Source organism: Pseudomonas sp. NPDC079367 (assembly GCF_044542195.1).
Lineage (GTDB): Bacteria > Pseudomonadota > Gammaproteobacteria > Pseudomonadales > Pseudomonadaceae > Aquipseudomonas.
In genome coordinates, this window is record NZ_JBITTW010000028.1 from 52,968 (window position 1) to 72,701 (window position 19,734).

Consider the following 19,734-nt stretch of genomic DNA (forward strand, 5'->3'; position numbering starts at 1 on the left):
TCAGTTCTCCAGAACGCTGAGCAGGCCGAGGGGCAGCGGAACGTCCATCAATCGGTCGAACAGCAGATAAAGACCGATCGCCATCAGGCTGATGATCACCACGCTGGGCAGCCAGCGACCGCCGTAGAGACGGGCCATCGGTACGCCGGTAAGAATGCTCGCCACGATGAATCCCAAGGGTTCGAAGGTGCCGGCGAACACCAGCAACAACACCACGCAGAGGCCGATCTTGGTCAGGCTTTCACGGTCCAGCGGCGGCTCATCCGGGTTGTGCCTGATCGGCGCCGGGCGGAACACCATGTACAGCAGCGCCAGGCCCATCAGGGCGAGCATCAGCAGCGGAAAGGCACGCGGGCCGACGGGTTCGTAGGAAAAAGCCGCTTGGTACGGCCACGCCATCAGTGCCAGGCCGGCACACACCAGCAGCAACACCGAGGCGAAAATGCGTTGAATAAGCATGGGAGCTCCTGTGCGACGTCCCCGCGAAGGAGACGCCGCCACTAGACAGAGACGATCACTGGATCAGGCCGAACTCTTTGGCCAGCACTTTGTAGTCGGCAACCTGCTTCTTCACGTAGGCGTCCAGCTCCGGGCCGGTCATGGCGAACGGGAACAGTTCACGTTGATCGCGCAGCTTGGCGAACTCCGGCGAAGCCAGCAGTTTGTCGAACGACTCTTTCCACCAGGCGTAATCTTCGTCGCTGACTTTTGGCCCCAGGTAGAAGCCGCGGACCACCGGCCAGACGATGTCGTAGCCTTGCTCGCGGGCGGTCGGGATGTCTTTCATTTCCGGCTCGTCGAGGCGCTTGTCGGAGAACACTGCGAGCAGACGCATGTCACCGCTCTGGATGTGCGGCATGGAGTCGGAGATGTCGGTACTGCCGACCTGAATGTGGCCGCCGAGCAGGGCAGTGGCGATTTCACCGCCGCCCTCCAGCGCCACGTAACGCAGTTCGCGCGGGTTGATCCCGGCGGCCTTGGCGATCAGCGCAGTCTGCATCCAGTCCTGGCTGCCGACGGTGCCGCCGGAACCGATGACCACCGAGCCTGGATCTTTCTTCAGCGCCTGAACGAGATCATCCAGGGTCTTGTAGGGCGAATCGCTTTTTACCGCGATGGCGCCATAGCTGGTGCCGACCGCTGCGAGCCAGCGCACGTTGGTTTCATCGAAGCGGCCGAACTTGCCCTGGGCCAGGTTGAGCAGCGAACCGCTCGACCACGCCACCAGCGTGCCGGCGTCCGCCGGACGTTGCGCTACCACTGCGTTGTACGCCACTGCGCCGACACCGCCGGGCATGTAGGTTACGCGCATCGGTTTGCTCAGCAGTTTTTCGTTGACCAGTGCGCTCTGCACCAGTTTGCACGTCAGGTCGAAACCACCACCGGGGGAGGCGGGGGCAATGCATTCCGGGCGTTTCGGTTCGGCCATGAGTTGGCCGGCGAACAGCATCACGCCAGCGGCGAGAGCAACTTTACGCAGTGATAAGTTCATCTGAGTCTCCTTGGGAGTTGTTGTTATGGACGTGCAGAATTACCAAAGGGCGACGCTTTGCTCAGCAGCAGGCGCAGGTGTTCGTCGCGCGGACGCATTGGCTGGAATATCGAAAGGGGAAACGGCGTTGCCCGCCACGGAATAACCGGCGAGGGCGGGGTTGCAGCGGGGAGTGTCGGCTTGTGAGAAAGCCGGGGTGTGCATGGACGACATGCGGGTGTACTCCGATTATTGTTCTTATTGGTCGAAAACGCTTCGTGGCGTTTTGCGTTGCGCTGTGTGGCTGCAGCGGTGACAGTCGAAACTGTCCGTAGGCCGACTCTAACCGGCTAACCTTTCAGTAACCTTTCAGCTGTCTTTCACGGTTTTCGGGCTTCACAGCAGCGGTTGCGGCTGTAAACTCCGCGGCAAAGCGCGGCGTCGGCCAACCCTGAACGAGGTAACAATCCATGCGTGTCCTGCTCGTCGAAGACCATCTGCAACTGGCCGAAAGCGTGGCCCAGGCGCTCAAGAGCACCGGTCTGACCGTGGATGTGTTGCACGATGGCGTGGCCGCCGACCTGGCGTTGGGCAGTGAGGAATATGCCGTGGCGATCCTCGACGTAGGCCTGCCGCGCATGGATGGTTTTGAAGTGCTGGCGCGGCTGCGCGCTCGCGGCAAGAACCTGCCAGTGTTGATGCTGACCGCGCGCAGCGACGTGAAGGATCGCGTACATGGCCTCAATCTCGGCGCTGACGATTACCTGGCCAAGCCGTTTGAACTCACCGAGTTGGAGGCGCGTGTCAAAGCGCTGCTGCGCCGCAGTGTCCTGGGCGGCGAGCGCCAGCAGCGCTGCGGCGTGCTCGCTTACGACCTCGATACGCGGCGCTTCACCCTTGGCGAAGAACTGCTGACGCTGACCTCGCGCGAGCAAGCCGTCCTCGAAGCGTTGATCGCGCGGCCGGGCCGGGTGATGAGCAAAGAGCAACTCGCCGCGCAGGTGTTCGGCCTCGACGAGGAAGCCAGTCCCGACGCCATCGAAATCTACGTGCACCGCTTGCGCAAGAAGCTCGACGGCCAGCCCGTGGCCATCGTCACCTTCCGTGGCCTCGGCTATCTGTTGGAAAGCCGCGATGCATAAGCCCAGCAGCCTGCGCTGGCGGTTGCTGTGGAACCTCGGATGGTTGCTGGTCGTGTTGATGCTTGCCAGTGGTTTGAGCGCTTACTGGAACGGTCGCGAAGCCGCCGACACCGCGTATGACCGCACGCTGCTGGCGTCGGCGCGAACCATCGCCGCCGGGCTGTCGCAGCGCGATGGCAGCCTCAGCGCCGACGTGCCTTACGTGGCGCTTGATACTTTCGCCTACGACAGTGCCGGGCGCATCTATTACCAGGTCAACGATATTCACCAGAAGCTGATTTCCGGCTACGAAAATCTGCCCGGGCCACCGCCCGGCACGCCGCGCACCGACAGCTATCCGGCGCTGGCACGTTTCTATAACGCGAAGTACAACGGCCAGAACGTGCGCGTGGTCAGCCTGCTCAAAGCCGTGAGTGAGCCAAACATGAACGGCATGGCGGAAATCCGCGTGGCCGAAACCGACGAAGCACGGGTCAGCATGGCGCGCAGTCTGGCGGCTGATACCTTGCTGCGCCTGGGCATGCTGGCCGTGGGCGCGTTGCTGCTGGTGTGGTTCGCAGTGAGTGCGGCGTTGCGCCCGCTGGAGCGGTTAAGAACCGCTGTTGAGGAACGCCAGCCTGACGACTTGCGACCACTGCCGTTGGTGGAAGTGCAGCATGAATTGGGGCCGTTGGTGCGCGCGCTCAACCACTTCACCGAAAGGCTGCGCGGCCAGTTCGAGCGGCAGGCGCAGTTCATCGCCGATGCCGCCCACGAGCTGCGCACGCCGTTGGCGGCATTGAAGGCGCGGCTGGAATTGGGCCTGCGTTCGAATGAACCAGAGACTTGGCGTACGACCCTCGAATCGTCCGCACAAAGTACCGATCGCCTCACCCATCTGGCCAATCAGTTGCTGTCGCTGGCCCGCGTCGAAAACGGTGCGCGGGCGATTGCCGAGGGCGGCGCGCAGTTACTCGATCTGAGCCAGTTGGCCCGAGAACTGGGCATGGCCATGGCACCCTTGGCGCACAAGCGCGGGGTAGCGCTAGCGCTGGAGGCGGATGAGCCGGTTTGGCTGCGCGGTGAGCCGACGCTGCTCAACGAACTGCTGAGCAATCTGGTCGACAACGCGTTGGCGCACACGCCGTCAGGAGGCAACGTAATTCTGCGGGTCACAGCGCCCGCGGTGCTTGAGGTTGAGGATGACGGGCCGGGCATTCCGCTGGAGGAGCGCGATCGGGTATTCGAGCGATTTTATCGTCGTAATCAACAGGTCGCCGGTTCGGGCCTGGGGCTAGCGATTGTCGGCGAGATCTGCCGGGCGCATCTGGCGCAGATCACATTGCATGATGGCGCGCAGGCGGGGCTGAAGGTGCGGGTCAGTTTTATTGCCGGGTAATACTTTTGGTCAGTAGAACATCGACCGCGATTCTTCCAGATCCGCGCAGAACTGCTTGTTCTCGGGGTCAATCCCGAGCTTCCTGAACGCCGGCACGCTAAACGGGTCAATCCGCGCAAACGGATGGTCGGTGCCCTTGCGGCAATATAGATTGGCCACTTGCACGACATCGACGTAATCGATGCGCGTTGAGTCGCGGCTGAAGTCTTGATACAGCAACGGCAATTGCACCAGGCGTTCGGGAAACTCCCAGACCCGCAGCAGTTTCTCGCCCAGCAATGGATGAATCTGTTCGATCACATGGGTCAGGCTGACCGCATCCGAGAGCAATTCATTGTGGTCTTCGGCATAAGTCAGAATCGGCAACACACCAATCTGATGCACCAAACCGCCGAGAGCCGCCTGGTCCGGCTTGAGCTGGGTATAACGACGACACAGCGCGTAGCTGACGCCGGCGATTTCCAGACTGCTGCGCCAGACTTCGCGCATCTTCTGTTCGACCACTTCGGAGCGGGCGTTGAAGATCTGCTCCATGACCAGACCGATCGCCAGATTGCTGCTGTAGTTGATGCCCAGACGGGTGATGGCGGTGTGCAGGTCGGTGACTTCCTGCGCGGCGCGCAGCAGCGGACTGTTGACCACTTTGATCAGACGCGCAGACAGTGCGGTATCGCGGCCGATGACTTTGCTCAGATCGCTGACGCTGATTTCAGGATCCTCGGCGGCCTTGCGAATCTGCAGGGCCACTTCCGGCAATGTTGGCAGAACCAGGTCATCGTTATCGATGGCCGCAACCAAATCCTGTTGGACTTTTTCCGCCAGTTCGCTCATTTGGACTCTCTAGGGTGTTGCAACAATGCTGCGATCAGCGCTGGATTTCGCGGTCGCGATCCAGTTCGTAAGGCAGGTCGAGCACGTGCAACGCGGGGCCTTCAAGGGCGCCCAGATGCAAATCACCGGCTTCGGCAGCTTCGGCCTGCAAGACGGCCAGGAGTTCAATGTTTCCCTCGGCATTGGCCGCCAGCACCACTTCGCCGATCGAGCTGTTGTGGCTTGGGGCAAACAATTGAGTGCCGGGCTGCGGCAACTCGGCCGCGTCGAGGCGCAAGCGGTACAGGCGCCGCTTGAGCTTGCCCAGGTATTGCATGCGCGCAACGATTTCCTGGCCGGTGTAGCAGCCTTTCTTGAAGCTCACGCCGCCGACCGCCTGCAGATTGAGCATCTGCGGAATGAACAGTTCGCGAGTGGAAGGCATGACCTGACCGAGACCGGCGCGGATCTGGCCCAGCAGCCATTGGTTCAGTTCGGCCTCAGGCAGCGTGGAGGAGAGTTGGCTCTGGATGTTTTGCGCCTGCGCGGCAGGTACCCAGAGTTCAGCGCGACCGGGCGAGACGCGAATGGCGATCAGGCCGTCATTGCGCACAACACTGTCGGTTTCGGCGGGCAGTGCCAGACCAAGGCTGGTCAGGGCTGCATCGCCATGCTCCAGGCCGAAGCGCACCCAGGCGGCGCTTTCATCGGTCAGTTTCGATTTGGAGAACACCGCGTACTTTTTCAGGTCGGCCAGCTGTGGCTCGAGCAGTTCGCTGGCCATCGCCATCACCACGCCGTCACCTTCCAGCACAATGCGGAAGCTCGACTGCATGCGGCCTTTCTGTGTGCAGCGGGCGCCAAGGCTGGCGCGGGTGTCGCTCAGGTAATTGATATTGCAGGTCAACTGGCCTTGCAGGAATTTTCCGGCGTCCGCACCGCGAACCGCGAGTACGCCTTCATGAGACAGGGTGCAGAAAAAAGCAGAATCGGCCATGGGTCATCGCAGGGTAAATAGACTGGGGCACATCATAAGGGGGCAGGGTTGAAATGGGTAGTTGATAAAGGATCAAGGGTGCCCGACCAAAGCCGACTGTGCGGCCCGCGTCGGGGCTGTATACTGCCCGGCAAATTCGAGGAGGGCTCCATGGTCGAACAAGTTGAACTGAATCGCCTCTTTTGGCACAGCCGTCGCGGCATGCTTGAACTTGACGTGTTGCTGGTGCCGTTCGTGCAGGAGGTCTATGCGACGTTGAATCAAGTGGATCGCGATCTGTACGTGCGTTTGCTGACCTGTGAGGATCAGGACATGTTCGGCTGGTTCATGGAGCGCAGCGAGTCGCAAGACCCCGAGTTGCAGCGCATGGTCCGGATGATTCTGGATCGTGTCCAGCCCAAGTAATACGTTCGAGTGCCGCTGGCATGCCTCACGGCAGTTGCTGGCGGCATATCTGTTGGCCCAGGCGTTCGCCATGGGTTCGTTGTTTCTGCTGTCGATTCCGCTCTGGGCCAGTCTGCTCGGCGCTTGCGCTTGTGCGCTGCACGGTTTTTGGGTGATGCCAAGGCAGATTCTGCTGAGTCATCCGAAAGCATTTTGCGGTTTACGGTGCGACGGCGATGGCTGGCAGGTCTGGAATCAGGCTGATGGCTGGCAAGCGGTGCAATTACGCCCTGACAGTCTGGCGCTGCCATTGATCGTGGTGTTGCGCTTTCGCCGGCGCGGAGAATGGCGGGTCAGGTCGATCTGCGTGCCACGTGATTCGCAGACAGCGGATCTGCACCGACGCCTGCGAGTGCGGCTCAAGTTCAGCAGGCGTAGGTGGGCGGCACCAGAATAGTGTCGAGCGCTTCGGGCAGCAGGTCCGGGTAGTCGAGGGTGTAATGCAGGCCACGACTTTCCTTGCGCTCCATGGCTGAACTGATCATCAGCTCGGCGACTTGCGCCAGGTTGCGCAGTTCGATCAGGTCACGGCTGACTTTATAGTTGCTGTAGAACTCATCAATTTCGTCCAGCAGCAAGCGCACCCGATGCTGCGCCCGTTGCAGGCGTTTGTTGGTGCGCACGATGCCGACGTAGTCCCACATGAATCGGCGCAATTCATCCCAGTTGTGCGCAATGATCACGTCTTCATCCGAATCGGTGACCTGACTGGCGTCCCAGACGGGCAGGGCACTTGGCGCGGCGACATTGTCGAGTTGCGCAAGAATATCTGCCGCTGCCGAACGGGCATAAACGAAGCATTCCAGCAGCGAATTGCTGGCCATGCGGTTGGCGCCGTGCAGGCCGGTAAAACTTGTTTCGCCGATGGCGTAGAGCCCCGGTACATCGGTGCGACCGTGCTGATCGACCATCACGCCGCCACAGGTGTAGTGCGCGGCGGGGACCACCGGGATTGGCTGTTTGGTGATATCGATGCCGAAGCCCAGGCAGCGTTCATAAACAGTCGGGAAGTGATTTTTGACGAACGATTCGGGCTTGTGGCTGATGTCGAGATACACGCAGTCCACACCCAGACGCTTCATTTCATGGTCAATCGCCCGCGCGACGATGTCACGAGGCGCCAGCTCGGCGCGTTTGTCGAAGCGATGCATGAAGCGCTCGCCATTGGGCAGCTTCAAGTGCGCGCCTTCACCGCGCAGGGCCTCGGTGATCAGGAAGCTTTTGGCTTGCGGGTGATACAGGCAGGTCGGGTGGAACTGGTTGAATTCCAGATTGGCCACCCGGCAGCCGGAGCGCCAGGCCATGGCGATGCCGTCACCGCAGGCGCCGTCGGGGTTGCTGGTATAAAGGTAGACCTTGGCCGCGCCGCCCGAAGCCAGAATCACGAAACGTGCGCCGTAAGTGTCGACTTCGCCAGTGGCGCGGTTCAGCACGTAGGCGCCCAGGCAACGATCGCCTTCCATGCCCAAGCGGCGTTCGGTAATCAGATCGACGGCGACGCGCTGCTCCAGCAGTTCGATGTTCGCGTGTTCTTTGGCCTGGGCCAGCAAGGTTCTGAAGATCGCTGCGCCGGTGGCGTCGGCAGCATGGATGATCCGTCGATGGCTGTGGCCGCCTTCGCGGGTCAGGTGAAATTCGAAGCCGCCGTCTTCGGTACCGGACTGTTCGTCACGGGTGAACGGCACGCCCTGGTCGATCAGCCACTGAATGGCTTCGCGGCTGTGCTCGACGGTGAAGCGTACCGCGTCTTCGTGGCACAATCCGCCGCCCGCGTTGAGGGTGTCATCGACGTGGGATTCGACAGTGTCGGTATCGTCGAGCACCGCAGCGACGCCGCCCTGAGCCCAGAAGGTCGAACCGTTGGCGAGATCGCCTTTGCTCAATACGGCAATGCGCAGATGACCGGGCAAGGTCAACGCAAGACTCAAACCGGCAGCACCGCTGCCAATCACCAGAACATCGTGTTGGAACTGTTGGCTCATTTCAGGATTCCGCTCAAAGCGACCCGGATTGGGGTTGGCGCAAGACAGCTGGATCGGCGAGTCAAGACAGCCACACAGCCCACTAGTATATAGAGGGGTTGGACGGCACAATAGCCGGGCTCAGATGGCATTGTGAGACTACTGCGCGGTAAAAAGTGCTGTGCTTCGTCGGAAGTTTTTTTGCCGAATTCGGAAAAAGACACCTGTATCGGCGCTGAAACAGACTTTTGCGGCCAGGGTTGCGCAATGTCGAGTGGGTACGGCTATAAATAATTGGAACTTTTGCCAAAGGCCCAAGATCAATAGACGGTGCCAGAAACCAGGGACAGTGTCGGCTTCAGTGCGGAATCTGCGTTTGGGTTCCTGCCGGCGAAACCGATAACAAGATTATTCGCGCAGCCGGTTTATCCCGCGCTGCGTTTTTCGTGCGTGCCAAATCAGAGCTCGCAGGAAACTTGCTTGGAGGGGGAGAACTTTTGCGAAAAGCCCGAGTCTATGTTTGCAAGTCTGGTCGTTTAGTAATGCAAGTCTCCTCCGGGCTTATCGAGGAGTGTTCATGCTAACCCAGGAAGAGGATCAGCAGCTGGTCGAACGCGTTCAGCGTGGCGACAAGCGAGCTTTCGATCTGCTGGTGCTGAAATATCAGCACAAAATTCTCGGGTTGATCGTGCGATTTGTGCACGACACCCATGAAGCCCAGGACGTTGCTCAGGAAGCCTTTATCAAGGCGTATCGGGCACTTGGAAATTTCCGCGGTGACAGTGCGTTTTATACGTGGCTGTACCGTATCGCCATTAACACGGCGAAGAACTACCTGGTTTCCCGCGGCCGTCGGCCGCCGGATAGCGATGTAAGTTCGGAGGATGCAGAGTTCTATGATGGCGATCACGGCCTCAAGGATCTTGAATCGCCAGAACGTGCATTGCTGCGGGATGAGATCGAAGGCACTGTCCATCGAACCATCCAGCAACTACCAGAGGATTTGCGTACGGCTTTAACTTTACGTGAATTCGATGGTCTGAGTTACGAGGACATTGCGAGCGTCATGCAATGTCCGGTGGGTACCGTGCGCTCCCGGATTTTCCGCGCTCGGGAGGCCATCGATAAAGCCCTGCAACCGTTGTTGCAGGAAAACTGAGACAGCGGCGACAGCCAAGAGAGGAACGCCATGAGTCGTGAAGCCCTGCAGGAATCGCTGTCCGCAGTGATGGATAACGAAGCGGACGAACTGGAATTGCGTCGAGTGCTCAGCGCACTGGATGATGTTGATACCCGTGAGACCTGGGCTCGTTACCAGATCGCTCGGGCAGCCATGCACAAGGATCTGCTGCTTCCGCGTCTGGATATCGCTGCGGCAGTATCTGCTGCGCTGGAAGACGAAACGGCTCCGGCCAAAGTGTCCCGCAGCCCATGGCGTAACCTGGGTCGCCTCGCTGTTGCCGCTTCGGTAACCGTTGCCGTTCTGGCCGGTGTTCGCCTGTACAATCAGGACGAGATCGCTGGTGTTGAACTGGCCCAGCAGTCGAATCAGCCAACTCTGGCCACTCCACAGGTCAAAGGTCCGGCAGTTCTGGCTGGTTACAGCGAAAGCTCGGAAGCGACTGGTCCTATGGCTAACGGCGTTCTGCAGGGTCAGCCAGGCTGGCATGACCAGCGTCTGCCAGGCTACCTGCGTCAGCATGCTCAGCAGGCTGCCCTCAAGGGAACTGAAAGCGCGCTGCCATACGCACGTGCCGCAAGCCTGGAAAACCGTTAAGGAGGATCATGCGCGCCATCCCTCTACTTTCGCTTCTGCTCAGTGGCTGGTTCATAGTTCCAGCCCACGCTGACGAGGCCCAGGACTGGTTGACCCGTCTGGGCCAGGCCGAGCAGCAGCAAAGCTTCCACGGTACTTTCGTTTACGAGCGCAACGGCAGTTTTTCCACGCACAACATCTGGCATCGTGTCCAGAATGGCCAGGTCCGCGAGCGGTTATTGCAGCTCGACGGCTCGGCTCAGGAAGTCGTGCGCATTGATGGACGTACTCAATGCGTCAGCGGCACCCTGATTGCGGGATTGGGTGATTCACCCAACGCTGCCGCCCGTGCGCTGGATCCCAAAAAGCTGAAGAATTGGTATGACCTTGCCGTCATTGGCAAGTCGCGCGTGGCTGGCCGCGATGCAGTGATTGTGTCGCTTACGCCTCGCGATCAGCACCGTTACGGTTTCGAACTGCACCTGGACAAAAAAACCGGGCTGCCGCTCAAGTCGTTGCTTTTGAACGATAAAGGGCAGTTGCTCGAGCGTTTCCAGTTCACCAGCCTCGATACTGATGAAATCCCGTCGGACAAGGAATTGCTGGCGGCCGCCGATTGCAAGCCGATCAACATCGCCAGCGACAAAGCTTCTGCGGCGAAGGCTTTGCAGAACTGGCGTTCGGACTGGCTACCGCCAGGCTTCGAGCTGACCAGCAGCAGTTCGCACAAAGATGCGCAGACCAAGACTCAGGTGAGCAGCCTGATGTACGACGATGGTCTGGCGCGTTTCTCGGTGTTCCTTGAACCCTTGAATGGTGCGACCGTCACCGACACCCGCACTCAGTTGGGCCCGACCGTTGCGGTATCCCGTCGCCTGACCACGCCGCAAGGTGAAATGATGGTCACGGTGGTTGGCGAAATTCCGATTGGCACCGCTGAACGAATCGCTCTGTCGATGCGTAACAACGATGGCGCTGCAACCAGCAAGCAGTGAGCTGATTTCAGTCATTTCCACTTCGTCTTCGAGACGTCGAAATGTTTGCTGAGCATTTTCATTTGCAAAACCCCTGAAAATTTTTTATAGGTCAGAGCCTCACGGCTCTGGCCTTGTTTGTTGTTCCCGGAACAAAAATGCCGGTCTGTGGTTTCCGGTGTTCCTTTGCTCCATATCGCTTAACCCTGCTCGTCGTAACGGGAGCTGTATGTCGATACCTAATTTGAAGTCTTACCTTTCCATCTTCGCCACCGTGCTGTTGCTCGGTCAGGCGGTCCCTGCTGCGCAAGCGGCCGATCTGCCTGATTTCACCCAGTTGGTCGAACAAGCATCGCCAGCGGTGGTGAACATCAGTACCACGCAGAAACTGCCGGACCGTCGCGTGAATCAGCAGATGCCGGATCTTGAAGGCCTGCCACCGATGCTCCGCGAGTTCTTCGAGCGCGGCATGCCGCCTCAGCAGCGTTCCCCGCGTGGGGATGGCCGCCAGCGTGAAGCGCAGTCGCTAGGCTCGGGTTTCATCATTTCGCCGGATGGCTACATCCTGACCAACAACCATGTGATCGCCGATGCCGACGAAATCCTCGTCCGTCTGGCCGATCGCAGCGAGATGAAAGCCAAGCTGGTCGGCACCGATCCACGCTCCGACGTGGCGTTGCTGAAAATCGAAGGCAAGGATCTCCCGGTGCTCAAGCTCGGCAAATCCCAGGACCTGAAGGCTGGCCAGTGGGTGGTGGCAATCGGTTCGCCATTCGGCTTCGACCACACCGTGACTCAAGGCATCGTCAGCGCCGTCGGTCGCAGCCTGCCGAACGAAAACTATGTGCCGTTCATTCAGACCGACGTGCCGATCAACCCGGGCAACTCCGGTGGCCCGCTGTTCAACCTGAACGGTGAAGTGGTTGGCATCAACTCGCAGATCTACACCCGCTCCGGCGGCTTTATGGGGGTGTCGTTCGCCATTCCGATCGACGTGGCCATGGATGTTTCCAACCAGCTCAAGAGCGGTGGCAAAGTCAGCCGTGGCTGGCTCGGCGTGGTCATTCAGGAAGTGAACAAGGACCTGGCCGAGTCGTTCGGTCTGGACAAGCCAGCCGGCGCCCTCGTTGCGCAAATCCAGGATGACGGCCCGGCGGCCAAGGGTGGCCTGCAAGTCGGTGACGTGATTCTAAGCATGAATGGCCAGCCGATTGTCATGTCCGCTGACCTGCCACATCTGGTGGGCGCGCTGAAGGCTGGCGCCAAAGCCAATCTGGAAGTGATTCGTGAGGGCAAGCGCAAGAATGTCGAGTTGACCGTCGGCGCGATCCCGGACGAAGACAAAGAGCTGGGTGCACTGCCGAAATCCGGTGCTGAAAGCAGCAGTAACCGCCTCGGTGTTGCGGTCGGCGAACTGACCGCCGAGCAGAAGAAAGCCTACGACCTCAAAGGTGGTGTGGTGATCAAGGAAGTGCAGGACGGTCCTGCAGCCCTGATCGGTCTGCAGCCGGGTGACGTGATTACACACCTGAACAACCAGGCCATCGGCTCGGCGAAGGAGTTCACCGACATCGCCAAGGCGCTGCCGAAGAACCGTTCGGTGTCGATGCGCGTGCTGCGTCAGGGCCGTGCCAGCTTCATTACCTTCAAGCTGGCTGAATAAGCGAGCAACAAGGTAAAAAGAAACCGCCTCGAAAGAGGCGGTTTTTTTGTGTCTGAAGTTTGTCTGCCGGAAACACTCAGCCCATCATGTCCTTGACCATGCGTTCCTGCTCCATCAGCTCGCGCTGGCGGGCATCGATGCGCGAGGAGAGCGGGAAGTTATTGCCAGCCTTGCGCTTGGCGAAGTCCAGTTGCTGGATGGCCTGACGGTAGTCGCCGACCAGCGCAAAGTACTCGGCCCGCGCCTGATGCAGGCCGATGATATTGCCCGACAGACCACGAGTTTCGGCAACCTGATACCAGACGTCCGGATCATCCGGGCGAGACTTGAGCAAGCTGTCCAGCGCCTTCTCGGCATCGGCGGCGCGGTTCTGTTTCAGCAACAGATCGACGCGCACCTGATTCAGCGGATAGTTGCCCGGAAACTGTGTGAGCATGCGGTCGACCCGCGATTGCGCGTCGGGCAGGCGATTGTTGGTGATGTCCAGATCGACCTGAGCGAGGTTGTAGATGATCTCGTTGGGTGACTTGGCCAACAACTGCTTGAGGTTCTCGCGGGCTTCGTTGAGCTGGCCGCCCTTGATCTGCGCGATGGCCAGGCCGTAACGCGCGACATCGTTTTTCGGATTTTCATCCAGCAGAGCGCGGAAACGCTTGGCGCCCAGCCCTGGTGTTTCTTCGTAGATCAACTGCACCCGCGCGCGAATCAGTTGATAGCGCATGCTGTCTTCGATGCCACCCGGTTTCGCCTGCTCGGCGCGGTTGCGGGTGTCGGCGATACGCGACTCGGTAACCGGGTGAGTCAGGAGGAATTCCGGTGGCTTGGCATCGAAGCGGTACTGGCGCATCAGGCGTTCGAACATGGTCGGCATCGAGCGCGGGTCGTAACCTGCCTTTTCCAGGTTGAGGATGCCGATACGGTCGGCTTCCTGTTCGTTCTGCCGCGAGAAGCGCCGTTGTTCCTGCAACGCCGCAGCCTGGGTGCCGGCGATGGTAGCGATACCGGCATCACCGCCACCCGCGGCGGCAATCACGATACCGGCCAGCAACGCGGCCATCATCGGCACCTGCATGCGTTGCGAGGCTTCCACTCCGCGAGCAAAGTGGCGTTGCGACAAGTGCGCCAATTCGTGAGCGAGCACCGAAGCGTATTCACCTTCGGTCTGCGCGTTGAGGAACAGCCCGCCGTTGACGCCGACCACGCCGCCCGGTGCAGCGAAGGCGTTGAGTTGCGGGCTGTTGATCAGAATGAACTCCAGGCGTCGGTCGGACACCTGGCTGGTTTCAACCAGTTTATAAACGCTGGACTCGACGTAATCCTTGAGCTGCGGATCGTTGAGCTGGGAAACCTGACTGCGCAGCATGGCGAGCCAGGCGCGGCCGAGCTGGTATTCCTGTTGCGGCGAGACGATGGCAGAACTGGCGTCGCCGAGTGACGGCAGATCGTCGGCAAAGCCTGGTGAGGCGAGCAGGCAAGCGAGCGTCAGCAGGGTAGGGCGCAGAAAAGTCATGCACAAAGCCTTAGAAGACAAAGACCTTACTGTAGCCGGACACCGAAGCCGCGACCAGATATTCTAGGCAGCTCGACAACCCGAACCGGAGTGACGCAATGACTGACGCTGTAGCCCATGACGTGGAACTGGACGCCAGTGGCCTGAACTGTCCGTTGCCGTTGCTCAAGGCAAAAATGGAACTCAACAAACTGCAGAGCGGCGCAGTACTCAAGGTCATCGCCACGGATGCTGGTTCGCAGCGCGACTTTCGTACGTTTGCCAAACTGGCCGGTCACGCGCTGCTGCGTGAAGAGGACGAGGCCGGGGTCTACCGTTACTGGTTGAAAAAAGCCTGAAAAGCCGCGCTAAAAATCGTAGGGATTATTGATGTTCAAAGTGTTACGCGACTGGATTCAGCGCTACTTCTCCGATGAAGAAGCCGTGGTGCTCGCGGTGCTGCTGTTTCTCGGCTTCACCGCCGTGCTCACCCTTGGCGGCATGCTCGCGCCGGTGCTGGCGGGCATGGTGCTGGCATATCTGATGCAGGGGCTGGTGGTTACGCTCGAGCGGCTGCGCGTGCCCGGCGGCGTGGCGGTGGGTCTGGTGTTTGCGCTGTTCATGGGGGCGCTGATGTTGTTTGTCGTCGTGGTCTTGCCGCTGTTGTGGCACCAGTTGATCACGCTGTTCAACGAATTGCCGGGCATGCTGGCCAAGTGGCAATCGCTGCTGCTTCTATTGCCCGAACGCTATCCGCATCTTGTGTCCGACGAGCAAGTCCTGCAAGCGATCGAAGCGGCGCGGGGCGAGATCGGCAAGTTCGGCCAGTGGGCGCTGACCTTCTCGCTCTCGAGTTTGCCGCTGCTGGTGAACATCATGATCTACCTGGTACTGGTGCCGATTCTGGTGTTCTTCTTCCTCAAGGATCGGGCGATGATCGGCGAGTGGGTGCGCGGCTACCTGCCCCGCGAGCGCGCGCTGATTACCCGCGTCGCCCAGGAAATGAACCGGCAGATCGCCAATTACATCCGTGGTAAAGGCATCGAGATCGTGATTTGTGGCGGCGTGACCTACATCGCTTTCATCGCATTGGGCCTGAACTATGCGGCGCTGTTGGCTTTGCTGGTCGGCTTGTCGGTGGTGGTGCCGTATGTCGGTGCGGTAGTGGTGACCGTACCGGTGCTGCTGATTGCGCTGTTCCAGTGGGGCTGGAGCGATCAGTTCATTTATTTGATGGCAGTGTACGGAATCATTCAGACGCTGGACGGCAACGTGCTGGTGCCGCTGTTGTTTTCGGAAGCGGTCAACCTGCATCCGGTGGCAATCATCTGCGCGGTGTTGTTGTTTGGCGGGCTATGGGGATTCTGGGGCGTGTTCTTTGCGATCCCGCTGGCCACGCTGTTCAAGGCTGTGCTGGATGCGTGGCCGCGCAAGGAGCCGGTGGTGGCCCCGTTGCTTTAAAAGCAAAGATCGTCCGATTGCGGCCCGAGCCTTCGGACGATCTTTTGATCTTAGGCTTTGTTCAGGGCCTCAGCCGCCGCCAAAACCGCATCAACATGCCCCGGCACTTTCACACCACGCCATTCCTGACGCAGGACGCCGTCCTTATCAATCAGGAAAGTGCTGCGATCAACGCCCAGGTATTCCTTGCCATAAAGCTTCTTCAGCTTGATCACATCGAACAATTGGCAAACCGCCTCGTCCTTGTCGCTTATCAGCTCAAACGGAAATTCCTGTTTGCCTTTGAAGTTCTCGTGCGACTTCAGACTGTCGCGGGAAATGCCAAAAACTTCGGTGTTGGCAGCCTTGAAAGCCGCATATTGATCACGAAAGCCCTGGCCTTGGGTGGTGCAGCCCGGAGTGCTGTCCTTCGGGTAAAAATAGATCACCACTTGCCTGCCCTTGAGTTCGGACAGGCTGACGGTCTGCCCGCTGGTCGCAGGCGCGGTGAAATCCGCAACCGGTTGGTCGATGACAACGGCCATGAAAACTTCCTTACATTGGGTTTTGTGGGCGCCAAGGCTCGATCAGTGCATCGAGGTTCATCGCGTCGGCAAAGTCGAGGAACTGATCGCGCAGCCAGCTGATCTGGGTGCCGGCCGGCAGGGTCACGGTGAACGTGGCGTTGAGCATGGTGCCGCCGGTCTGCGGTGCCTGATAGGTGTCACAGGTGAGGTTTTCCAGCTCGACGTTGTGGTCCATGAAGAACTGGCACAGCTCATTGATGATGTCCGGGCGATACGCCGAGCTGACGTAAGCCACGTAAGGCAGCGCCTGCGGGCGATTTTCCAGAGCGGCGCTGCGCACCACGTTGACGGTGAACGCGTGACGCTTGGCCAGCAATGGCAGGCTGCCTTCGAGGCGCGCGAGGGCGTCCCAGCTACCGGAAACCTCCAGCACCAGAGCGCTGCACTCGCCGTGGCGGGTCAGGCGAGAGGTGAGGACAGCGCAGCGGTTTTCATGGCTGGCGCGGCACAGGACGTTGGTCAGCTCCATGGGGTTGGCGCCGAGGGCACTGATGACAAGGAATTGTTCGCGAACTGTGGGGGTGGACATGCAGCATTCCTAAAGCGATGAGCGGTCGGTAGGTTGACGGGCGTTGGCGGCCGGGATTGCCTGTTCTGGCGGTCCGTATAAAGAGACCCGGCCAGCGCTCGCGGCTCGCTCCACGGTTCGGGAGCGCGTCGATGCGACGCAGGAACGGGGCCTGGGAGGCCGAAAAGGGAGGCTGGAACCCGGCGTACAAGCTGATCTGTACCGATCAAAGTCTGAAGGGTAGCGAAAAGCGGCGCCAAGGGGAATGGCAGCGGCGCAGTACTTCGCTTGTGCAAGCATCTTGGCGCCAGTACCATTACCGCTCTCTTTTTCCGGCAGGAGCGGTTTCATGATTGCGGGCAGTATGGTGGCACTGGTCACTCCCATGGATGCACAAGGGCGTCTTGACTGGGACAGCCTCAGCAAACTCGTGGACTTCCACCTCAAGAACGGCACCCATGCCATCGTCGCCGTCGGTACTACCGGCGAGTCGGCCACCCTTGACGTAGAAGAGCACATCGCCGTCATCAAAGCCGTGGTCAAACAGGTTGCCGGGCGCATTCCGGTCATCGCCGGCACCGGCGCCAACTCGACCCGCGAAGCCGTCGAGCTGACCCGCAACGCCAAAGCCGCCGGCGCCGATGCCTGTCTGCTGGTAGTCCCTTACTACAACAAGCCGACTCAGGAAGGTCTGTACCAGCACTTCAAGCACATCGCTGAAGCGGTCGACATTCCGCAGATCCTCTACAACGTTCCCGGCCGCACCTCCTGCGACATGCAGGCCGAGACCGTGATTCGCCTGTCCAGCGTGCCGAACATTATCGGCATCAAAGAAGCCACCGGCGACCTCAACCGCGCCAAAGCGATCATCGATGGCGTGAGCAAGGATTTCATCGTGCTGTCCGGCGATGATCCGACCGCTGTCGAGCTGATCCTGCTGGGCGGCAAAGGCAATATTTCCGTCACCGCCAACGTCGCCCCGCGCGAAATGGCTGACCTGTGCGAGGCCGCGCTCAAAGGCGACGCCGACACCGCACGCGCCATCAACGAAAAACTGATGCCGCTGCACAAGGACCTGTTCATCGAGGCCAACCCGATTCCGGTGAAATGGGCTTTGGTCGAAATGGGCCTGATGCACGAAGGCATCCGCCTGCCACTGACCTGGCTGAGCACCCCTTGTCATGAAACGCTGCGCTCGGCCCTGCGCCAGTGCAGCGTCCTGGTTTAATTGAGGAAGTACAACGCATGAAGCGAATGGCCGGACTTTCCGCACTTGCCTTGATTATCTCCAGCACCAGTGGCTGCGGATGGGTCTGGGGGCCGGAAGGTTATTTCCGCGACCGTGGAAGCGATTACCTGCAAGCGCAACAGACTGCACCGATGCAATTGCCACCGGATGTGAGCACTGCCAAGCGTCTCGATCCGCTGTTGCCGATCCCGCGCAACGTCGCCGATGACACCGCGACGGGCGAATACGTTGTCCCGCGTCCTCAGCCGCTGTCGACTGTGGCCGATGCCACTGACTACTCGCTGCAGAAAAGCGGTGATTCGCGTTGGGTCGTGGCCCAGCACCCACCGGCTGAAGTCTGGCCAGTGGCGCTGCAGTTCTTCCAGGACAACGGTTTTCGTCTGGATGAACAGCGTCCGCAGACCGGTGAATTCACCACCACCTGGCAGCACTCCGACGAGCTGTCCGCGTCGATGGCCAAACGCCTGAGTGCGGCCGGTATCGCCAGCGATAGCGAAACCCGCGTGCGTGTGCGCATCGAGCCGGGCGTGCAGCGCAACACCAGTGAAATCTACGTGGTCAGCGCCGAGCGCCCTGCTGGCAGCACTGCAGACGTGGCCTTCACCAACCGTTCGGTCAACACTGGCCTGGACGCTGCGCTGGTCGACGACATGCTCGCGAGCATGAGCCGCACCTCCGAGAAGGGCGGTTCGGTGTCGATGCTGGCTTCGCGTGATTTCGATGCGCCGAGCCGCGTCAGCCTCAGCGAAGACGGCAGCGGCAACCCGGTGTTGAACGTCGGTACCGATCTGGACCGCGCCTGGTCGAGCGTTGGCCGTGCGCTGGAACAGGGCGAATGGCGCGTTGAAGACATCAACCGCAGCCTGGGCCTGTACTACATCAACCTGGCCGAAAAGGCCGAGAACAAAGACGACAAGCCTGGCTTCTTCAGCAGCCTGTTCGGCAGCGCGCCGAGCAAGGAAGAAGTCGAAGCCCGTGCCGAGCGTTATCAGGTTCGCCTGAGCAAGGTGGGCGAGAACATCCAGGTCACCGTTGAAAAGAACATCAACACCGTCGCGCCGGCCGATGTCGCGCGTAAAGTGTTGAGCGTGATTCAGGACAACCTGGGCTGATCCGATATGCGTTTTGCCGTTCTCGGCAGCGGTAGCCAAGGGAACGGCACGCTGATCGCCAGTGCTGATACGTACGTGCTGGTGGATTGTGGGTTTTCCCTGCGGGAAACCGAAAGACGCCTGTTGCGCCTGGGTGTGCACCCGGCGCAACTGAGCGCGATACTCGTGACCCACGAACATGCCGACCACGTGCATGGCGTGGGTTTGCTGTCTCGGCGCTACAATCTGCCGGTCTACCTCAGCCGCGGCACGCTGCGCGGGATGCGCAAACCGCTTGAACAGACAGGCTTTCTGGCCGGCGGCGAGCAACTGCAGATCGGCGCACTGAACGTCGGGGTCATTGCCGTGGCCCATGACGCGCAGGAGCCGACCCAGTACGTTTTCAGTGATCAGGAACAGCGGCGTTTCGGTCTGCTGACCGACCTGGGATCGTTCTGTGAGCGGGTGCTGGATGGCTATCGGGATCTCGATGCATTGATGATCGAGTCCAACCATTGCCGCGATATGCTGGCCCGTGGTCACTACCCGTACTTTCTCAAGCAGCGGGTGGGCGGCGAGCGCGGACATCTGAACAACCATCAGGCGGCATTCCTGGTGGCCGAGTTGGGCTGGCAGGGCTTGCAACACCTGGTCCTGGCCCATCTGAGCAGCAAGAACAACCTGCCGCAGCTGGCCCGGCAATGTTTTGTCGACACCCTCGGGTGCGACCCGGACTGGCTGCAACTGGCCGATCAAGATTCAGGGCTCGACTGG

The 19,734-nt window shown here is 60.1% G+C and carries 21 protein-coding genes; 13 read left to right on the forward strand and 8 right to left on the reverse strand.

Annotated elements, in window-relative coordinates:
• Both ACIGDJ_RS19855 and ACIGDJ_RS19860 read right to left on the reverse strand, forming a co-directional pair.
• Positions 1–459 carry a tripartite tricarboxylate transporter TctB family protein gene (locus ACIGDJ_RS19855; protein WP_397478415.1) on the reverse strand — a complete coding sequence of 153 codons (459 nt, stop codon included), beginning with the start codon at positions 457–459 and terminating at the stop codon, positions 1–3.
• Positions 460–514: 55 nt separating this feature from the next.
• Positions 515–1,492 (reverse strand): tripartite tricarboxylate transporter substrate binding protein, encoded by a 978-nt coding sequence (locus tag ACIGDJ_RS19860; RefSeq protein WP_101158467.1) that lies wholly within the window; start codon positions 1,490–1,492, stop codon positions 515–517.
• 449 nt (positions 1,493–1,941) lie between these two features.
• Between ACIGDJ_RS19860 and ACIGDJ_RS19865 the strand changes: the two genes are divergently transcribed.
• Together ACIGDJ_RS19865 and ACIGDJ_RS19870 are read left to right on the forward strand one after the other, a co-directional pair.
• Positions 1,942–2,613, forward strand: a complete 672-nt coding sequence (locus tag ACIGDJ_RS19865; RefSeq protein WP_034153139.1) for a response regulator — start codon at positions 1,942–1,944, stop codon at positions 2,611–2,613.
• Entirely contained in the window at positions 2,606–3,991 is a 1,386-nt protein-coding gene (locus tag ACIGDJ_RS19870) for a sensor histidine kinase (RefSeq protein WP_101158469.1), read from the forward strand. Before ACIGDJ_RS19865 ends, ACIGDJ_RS19870 begins: the two co-directional genes overlap by 8 nt.
• Before the next feature lie 9 nt (positions 3,992–4,000).
• On the opposite strand, the gene ACIGDJ_RS19875 is transcribed toward ACIGDJ_RS19870, so the two are convergent.
• Entirely contained in the window at positions 4,001–4,822 is an 822-nt protein-coding gene (locus ACIGDJ_RS19875) for an HDOD domain-containing protein (protein WP_101158470.1), read from the reverse strand.
• Between the two features lie 34 nt (positions 4,823–4,856).
• Positions 4,857–5,798 (reverse strand): folate-binding protein YgfZ, encoded by a 942-nt coding sequence (locus tag ACIGDJ_RS19880; protein WP_101158471.1) that lies wholly within the window; start codon positions 5,796–5,798, stop codon positions 4,857–4,859.
• Between the two features lie 150 nt (positions 5,799–5,948).
• On the opposite strand from ACIGDJ_RS19880, the gene ACIGDJ_RS19885 reads away from it, so the two are divergent.
• A complete protein-coding gene (locus ACIGDJ_RS19885; RefSeq protein ID WP_101158472.1) occupies positions 5,949–6,203 on the forward strand; it encodes a succinate dehydrogenase assembly factor 2 in 255 nt (84 codons plus the stop codon).
• Positions 6,187–6,639, forward strand: coding sequence for a protein YgfX (locus ACIGDJ_RS19890; RefSeq protein WP_397478414.1), 453 nt, complete (start codon positions 6,187–6,189; stop codon positions 6,637–6,639). The genes ACIGDJ_RS19885 and ACIGDJ_RS19890 overlap by 17 nt, the downstream gene beginning before the upstream one ends.
• Here the strand turns inward: ACIGDJ_RS19890 and nadB are convergent.
• Positions 6,608–8,224, reverse strand: coding sequence for an L-aspartate oxidase (gene nadB / locus ACIGDJ_RS19895; RefSeq protein WP_397478413.1), 1,617 nt, complete (start codon positions 8,222–8,224; stop codon positions 6,608–6,610). The two genes, ACIGDJ_RS19890 and nadB, sit on opposite strands and share 32 nt — an antisense overlap.
• Before the next feature lie 556 nt (positions 8,225–8,780).
• On the opposite strand from nadB, the gene rpoE reads away from it, so the two are divergent.
• From rpoE to ACIGDJ_RS19915, 4 genes are all read left to right on the forward strand, one after another.
• Positions 8,781–9,362, forward strand: coding sequence for an RNA polymerase sigma factor RpoE (rpoE, locus tag ACIGDJ_RS19900; RefSeq protein WP_003172477.1), 582 nt, complete (start codon positions 8,781–8,783; stop codon positions 9,360–9,362).
• Between the two features lie 30 nt (positions 9,363–9,392).
• Complete coding sequence (locus ACIGDJ_RS19905; RefSeq protein ID WP_008077804.1) at positions 9,393–9,980, forward strand: sigma-E factor negative regulatory protein; 588 nt, start codon at positions 9,393–9,395, stop codon at positions 9,978–9,980.
• Between the two features lie 8 nt (positions 9,981–9,988).
• Positions 9,989–10,954 carry a MucB/RseB C-terminal domain-containing protein gene (locus tag ACIGDJ_RS19910; protein WP_101158475.1) on the forward strand — a complete coding sequence of 322 codons (966 nt, stop codon included), beginning with the start codon at positions 9,989–9,991 and terminating at the stop codon, positions 10,952–10,954.
• Positions 10,955–11,162: 208 nt separating this feature from the next.
• Positions 11,163–12,596 carry a DegQ family serine endoprotease gene (locus ACIGDJ_RS19915; protein WP_397478412.1) on the forward strand — a complete coding sequence of 478 codons (1,434 nt, stop codon included), beginning with the start codon at positions 11,163–11,165 and terminating at the stop codon, positions 12,594–12,596.
• Positions 12,597–12,672: 76 nt separating this feature from the next.
• Here the strand turns inward: ACIGDJ_RS19915 and ACIGDJ_RS19920 are convergent, their stop codons facing one another.
• A complete protein-coding gene (locus ACIGDJ_RS19920; protein WP_024011999.1) occupies positions 12,673–14,106 on the reverse strand; it encodes a M48 family metalloprotease in 1,434 nt (477 codons plus the stop codon).
• Between the two features lie 98 nt (positions 14,107–14,204).
• Between ACIGDJ_RS19920 and ACIGDJ_RS19925 the strand changes: the two genes are divergently transcribed.
• A complete protein-coding gene (locus tag ACIGDJ_RS19925) occupies positions 14,205–14,444 on the forward strand; it encodes a sulfurtransferase TusA family protein (protein WP_016771269.1) in 240 nt (79 codons plus the stop codon).
• A 31-nt stretch (positions 14,445–14,475) separates the two neighbouring features.
• Entirely contained in the window at positions 14,476–15,546 is a 1,071-nt protein-coding gene (locus ACIGDJ_RS19930; protein WP_101158477.1) for an AI-2E family transporter, read from the forward strand.
• A 50-nt stretch (positions 15,547–15,596) separates the two neighbouring features.
• Here ACIGDJ_RS19930 and ACIGDJ_RS19935 read toward each other — a convergent pair whose 3' ends face one another.
• On the reverse strand, positions 15,597–16,070 hold the full coding sequence (locus tag ACIGDJ_RS19935) for a peroxiredoxin (protein ID WP_101158478.1): 474 nt from the start codon (positions 16,068–16,070) through the stop codon (positions 15,597–15,599).
• Between the two features lie 10 nt (positions 16,071–16,080).
• A complete protein-coding gene (locus ACIGDJ_RS19940; RefSeq protein ID WP_101158479.1) occupies positions 16,081–16,641 on the reverse strand; it encodes a glycine cleavage system protein R in 561 nt (186 codons plus the stop codon).
• Positions 16,642–16,969: 328 nt separating this feature from the next.
• Between ACIGDJ_RS19940 and dapA the strand changes: the two genes are divergently transcribed.
• From dapA to ACIGDJ_RS19955, 3 genes are all read left to right on the forward strand, one after another.
• Positions 16,970–17,848, forward strand: coding sequence for a 4-hydroxy-tetrahydrodipicolinate synthase (gene dapA, locus ACIGDJ_RS19945; RefSeq protein WP_101158481.1), 879 nt, complete (start codon positions 16,970–16,972; stop codon positions 17,846–17,848).
• A gap of 17 nt (positions 17,849–17,865) precedes the next feature.
• On the forward strand, positions 17,866–18,981 hold the full coding sequence (bamC, locus tag ACIGDJ_RS19950; protein ID WP_101158482.1) for an outer membrane protein assembly factor BamC: 1,116 nt from the start codon (positions 17,866–17,868) through the stop codon (positions 18,979–18,981).
• Positions 18,982–18,987: 6 nt separating this feature from the next.
• Positions 18,988–19,734, forward strand: a 747-nt coding sequence (locus ACIGDJ_RS19955) for an MBL fold metallo-hydrolase (protein ID WP_397504598.1), incomplete at its 3' end; no start/stop codon positions are given.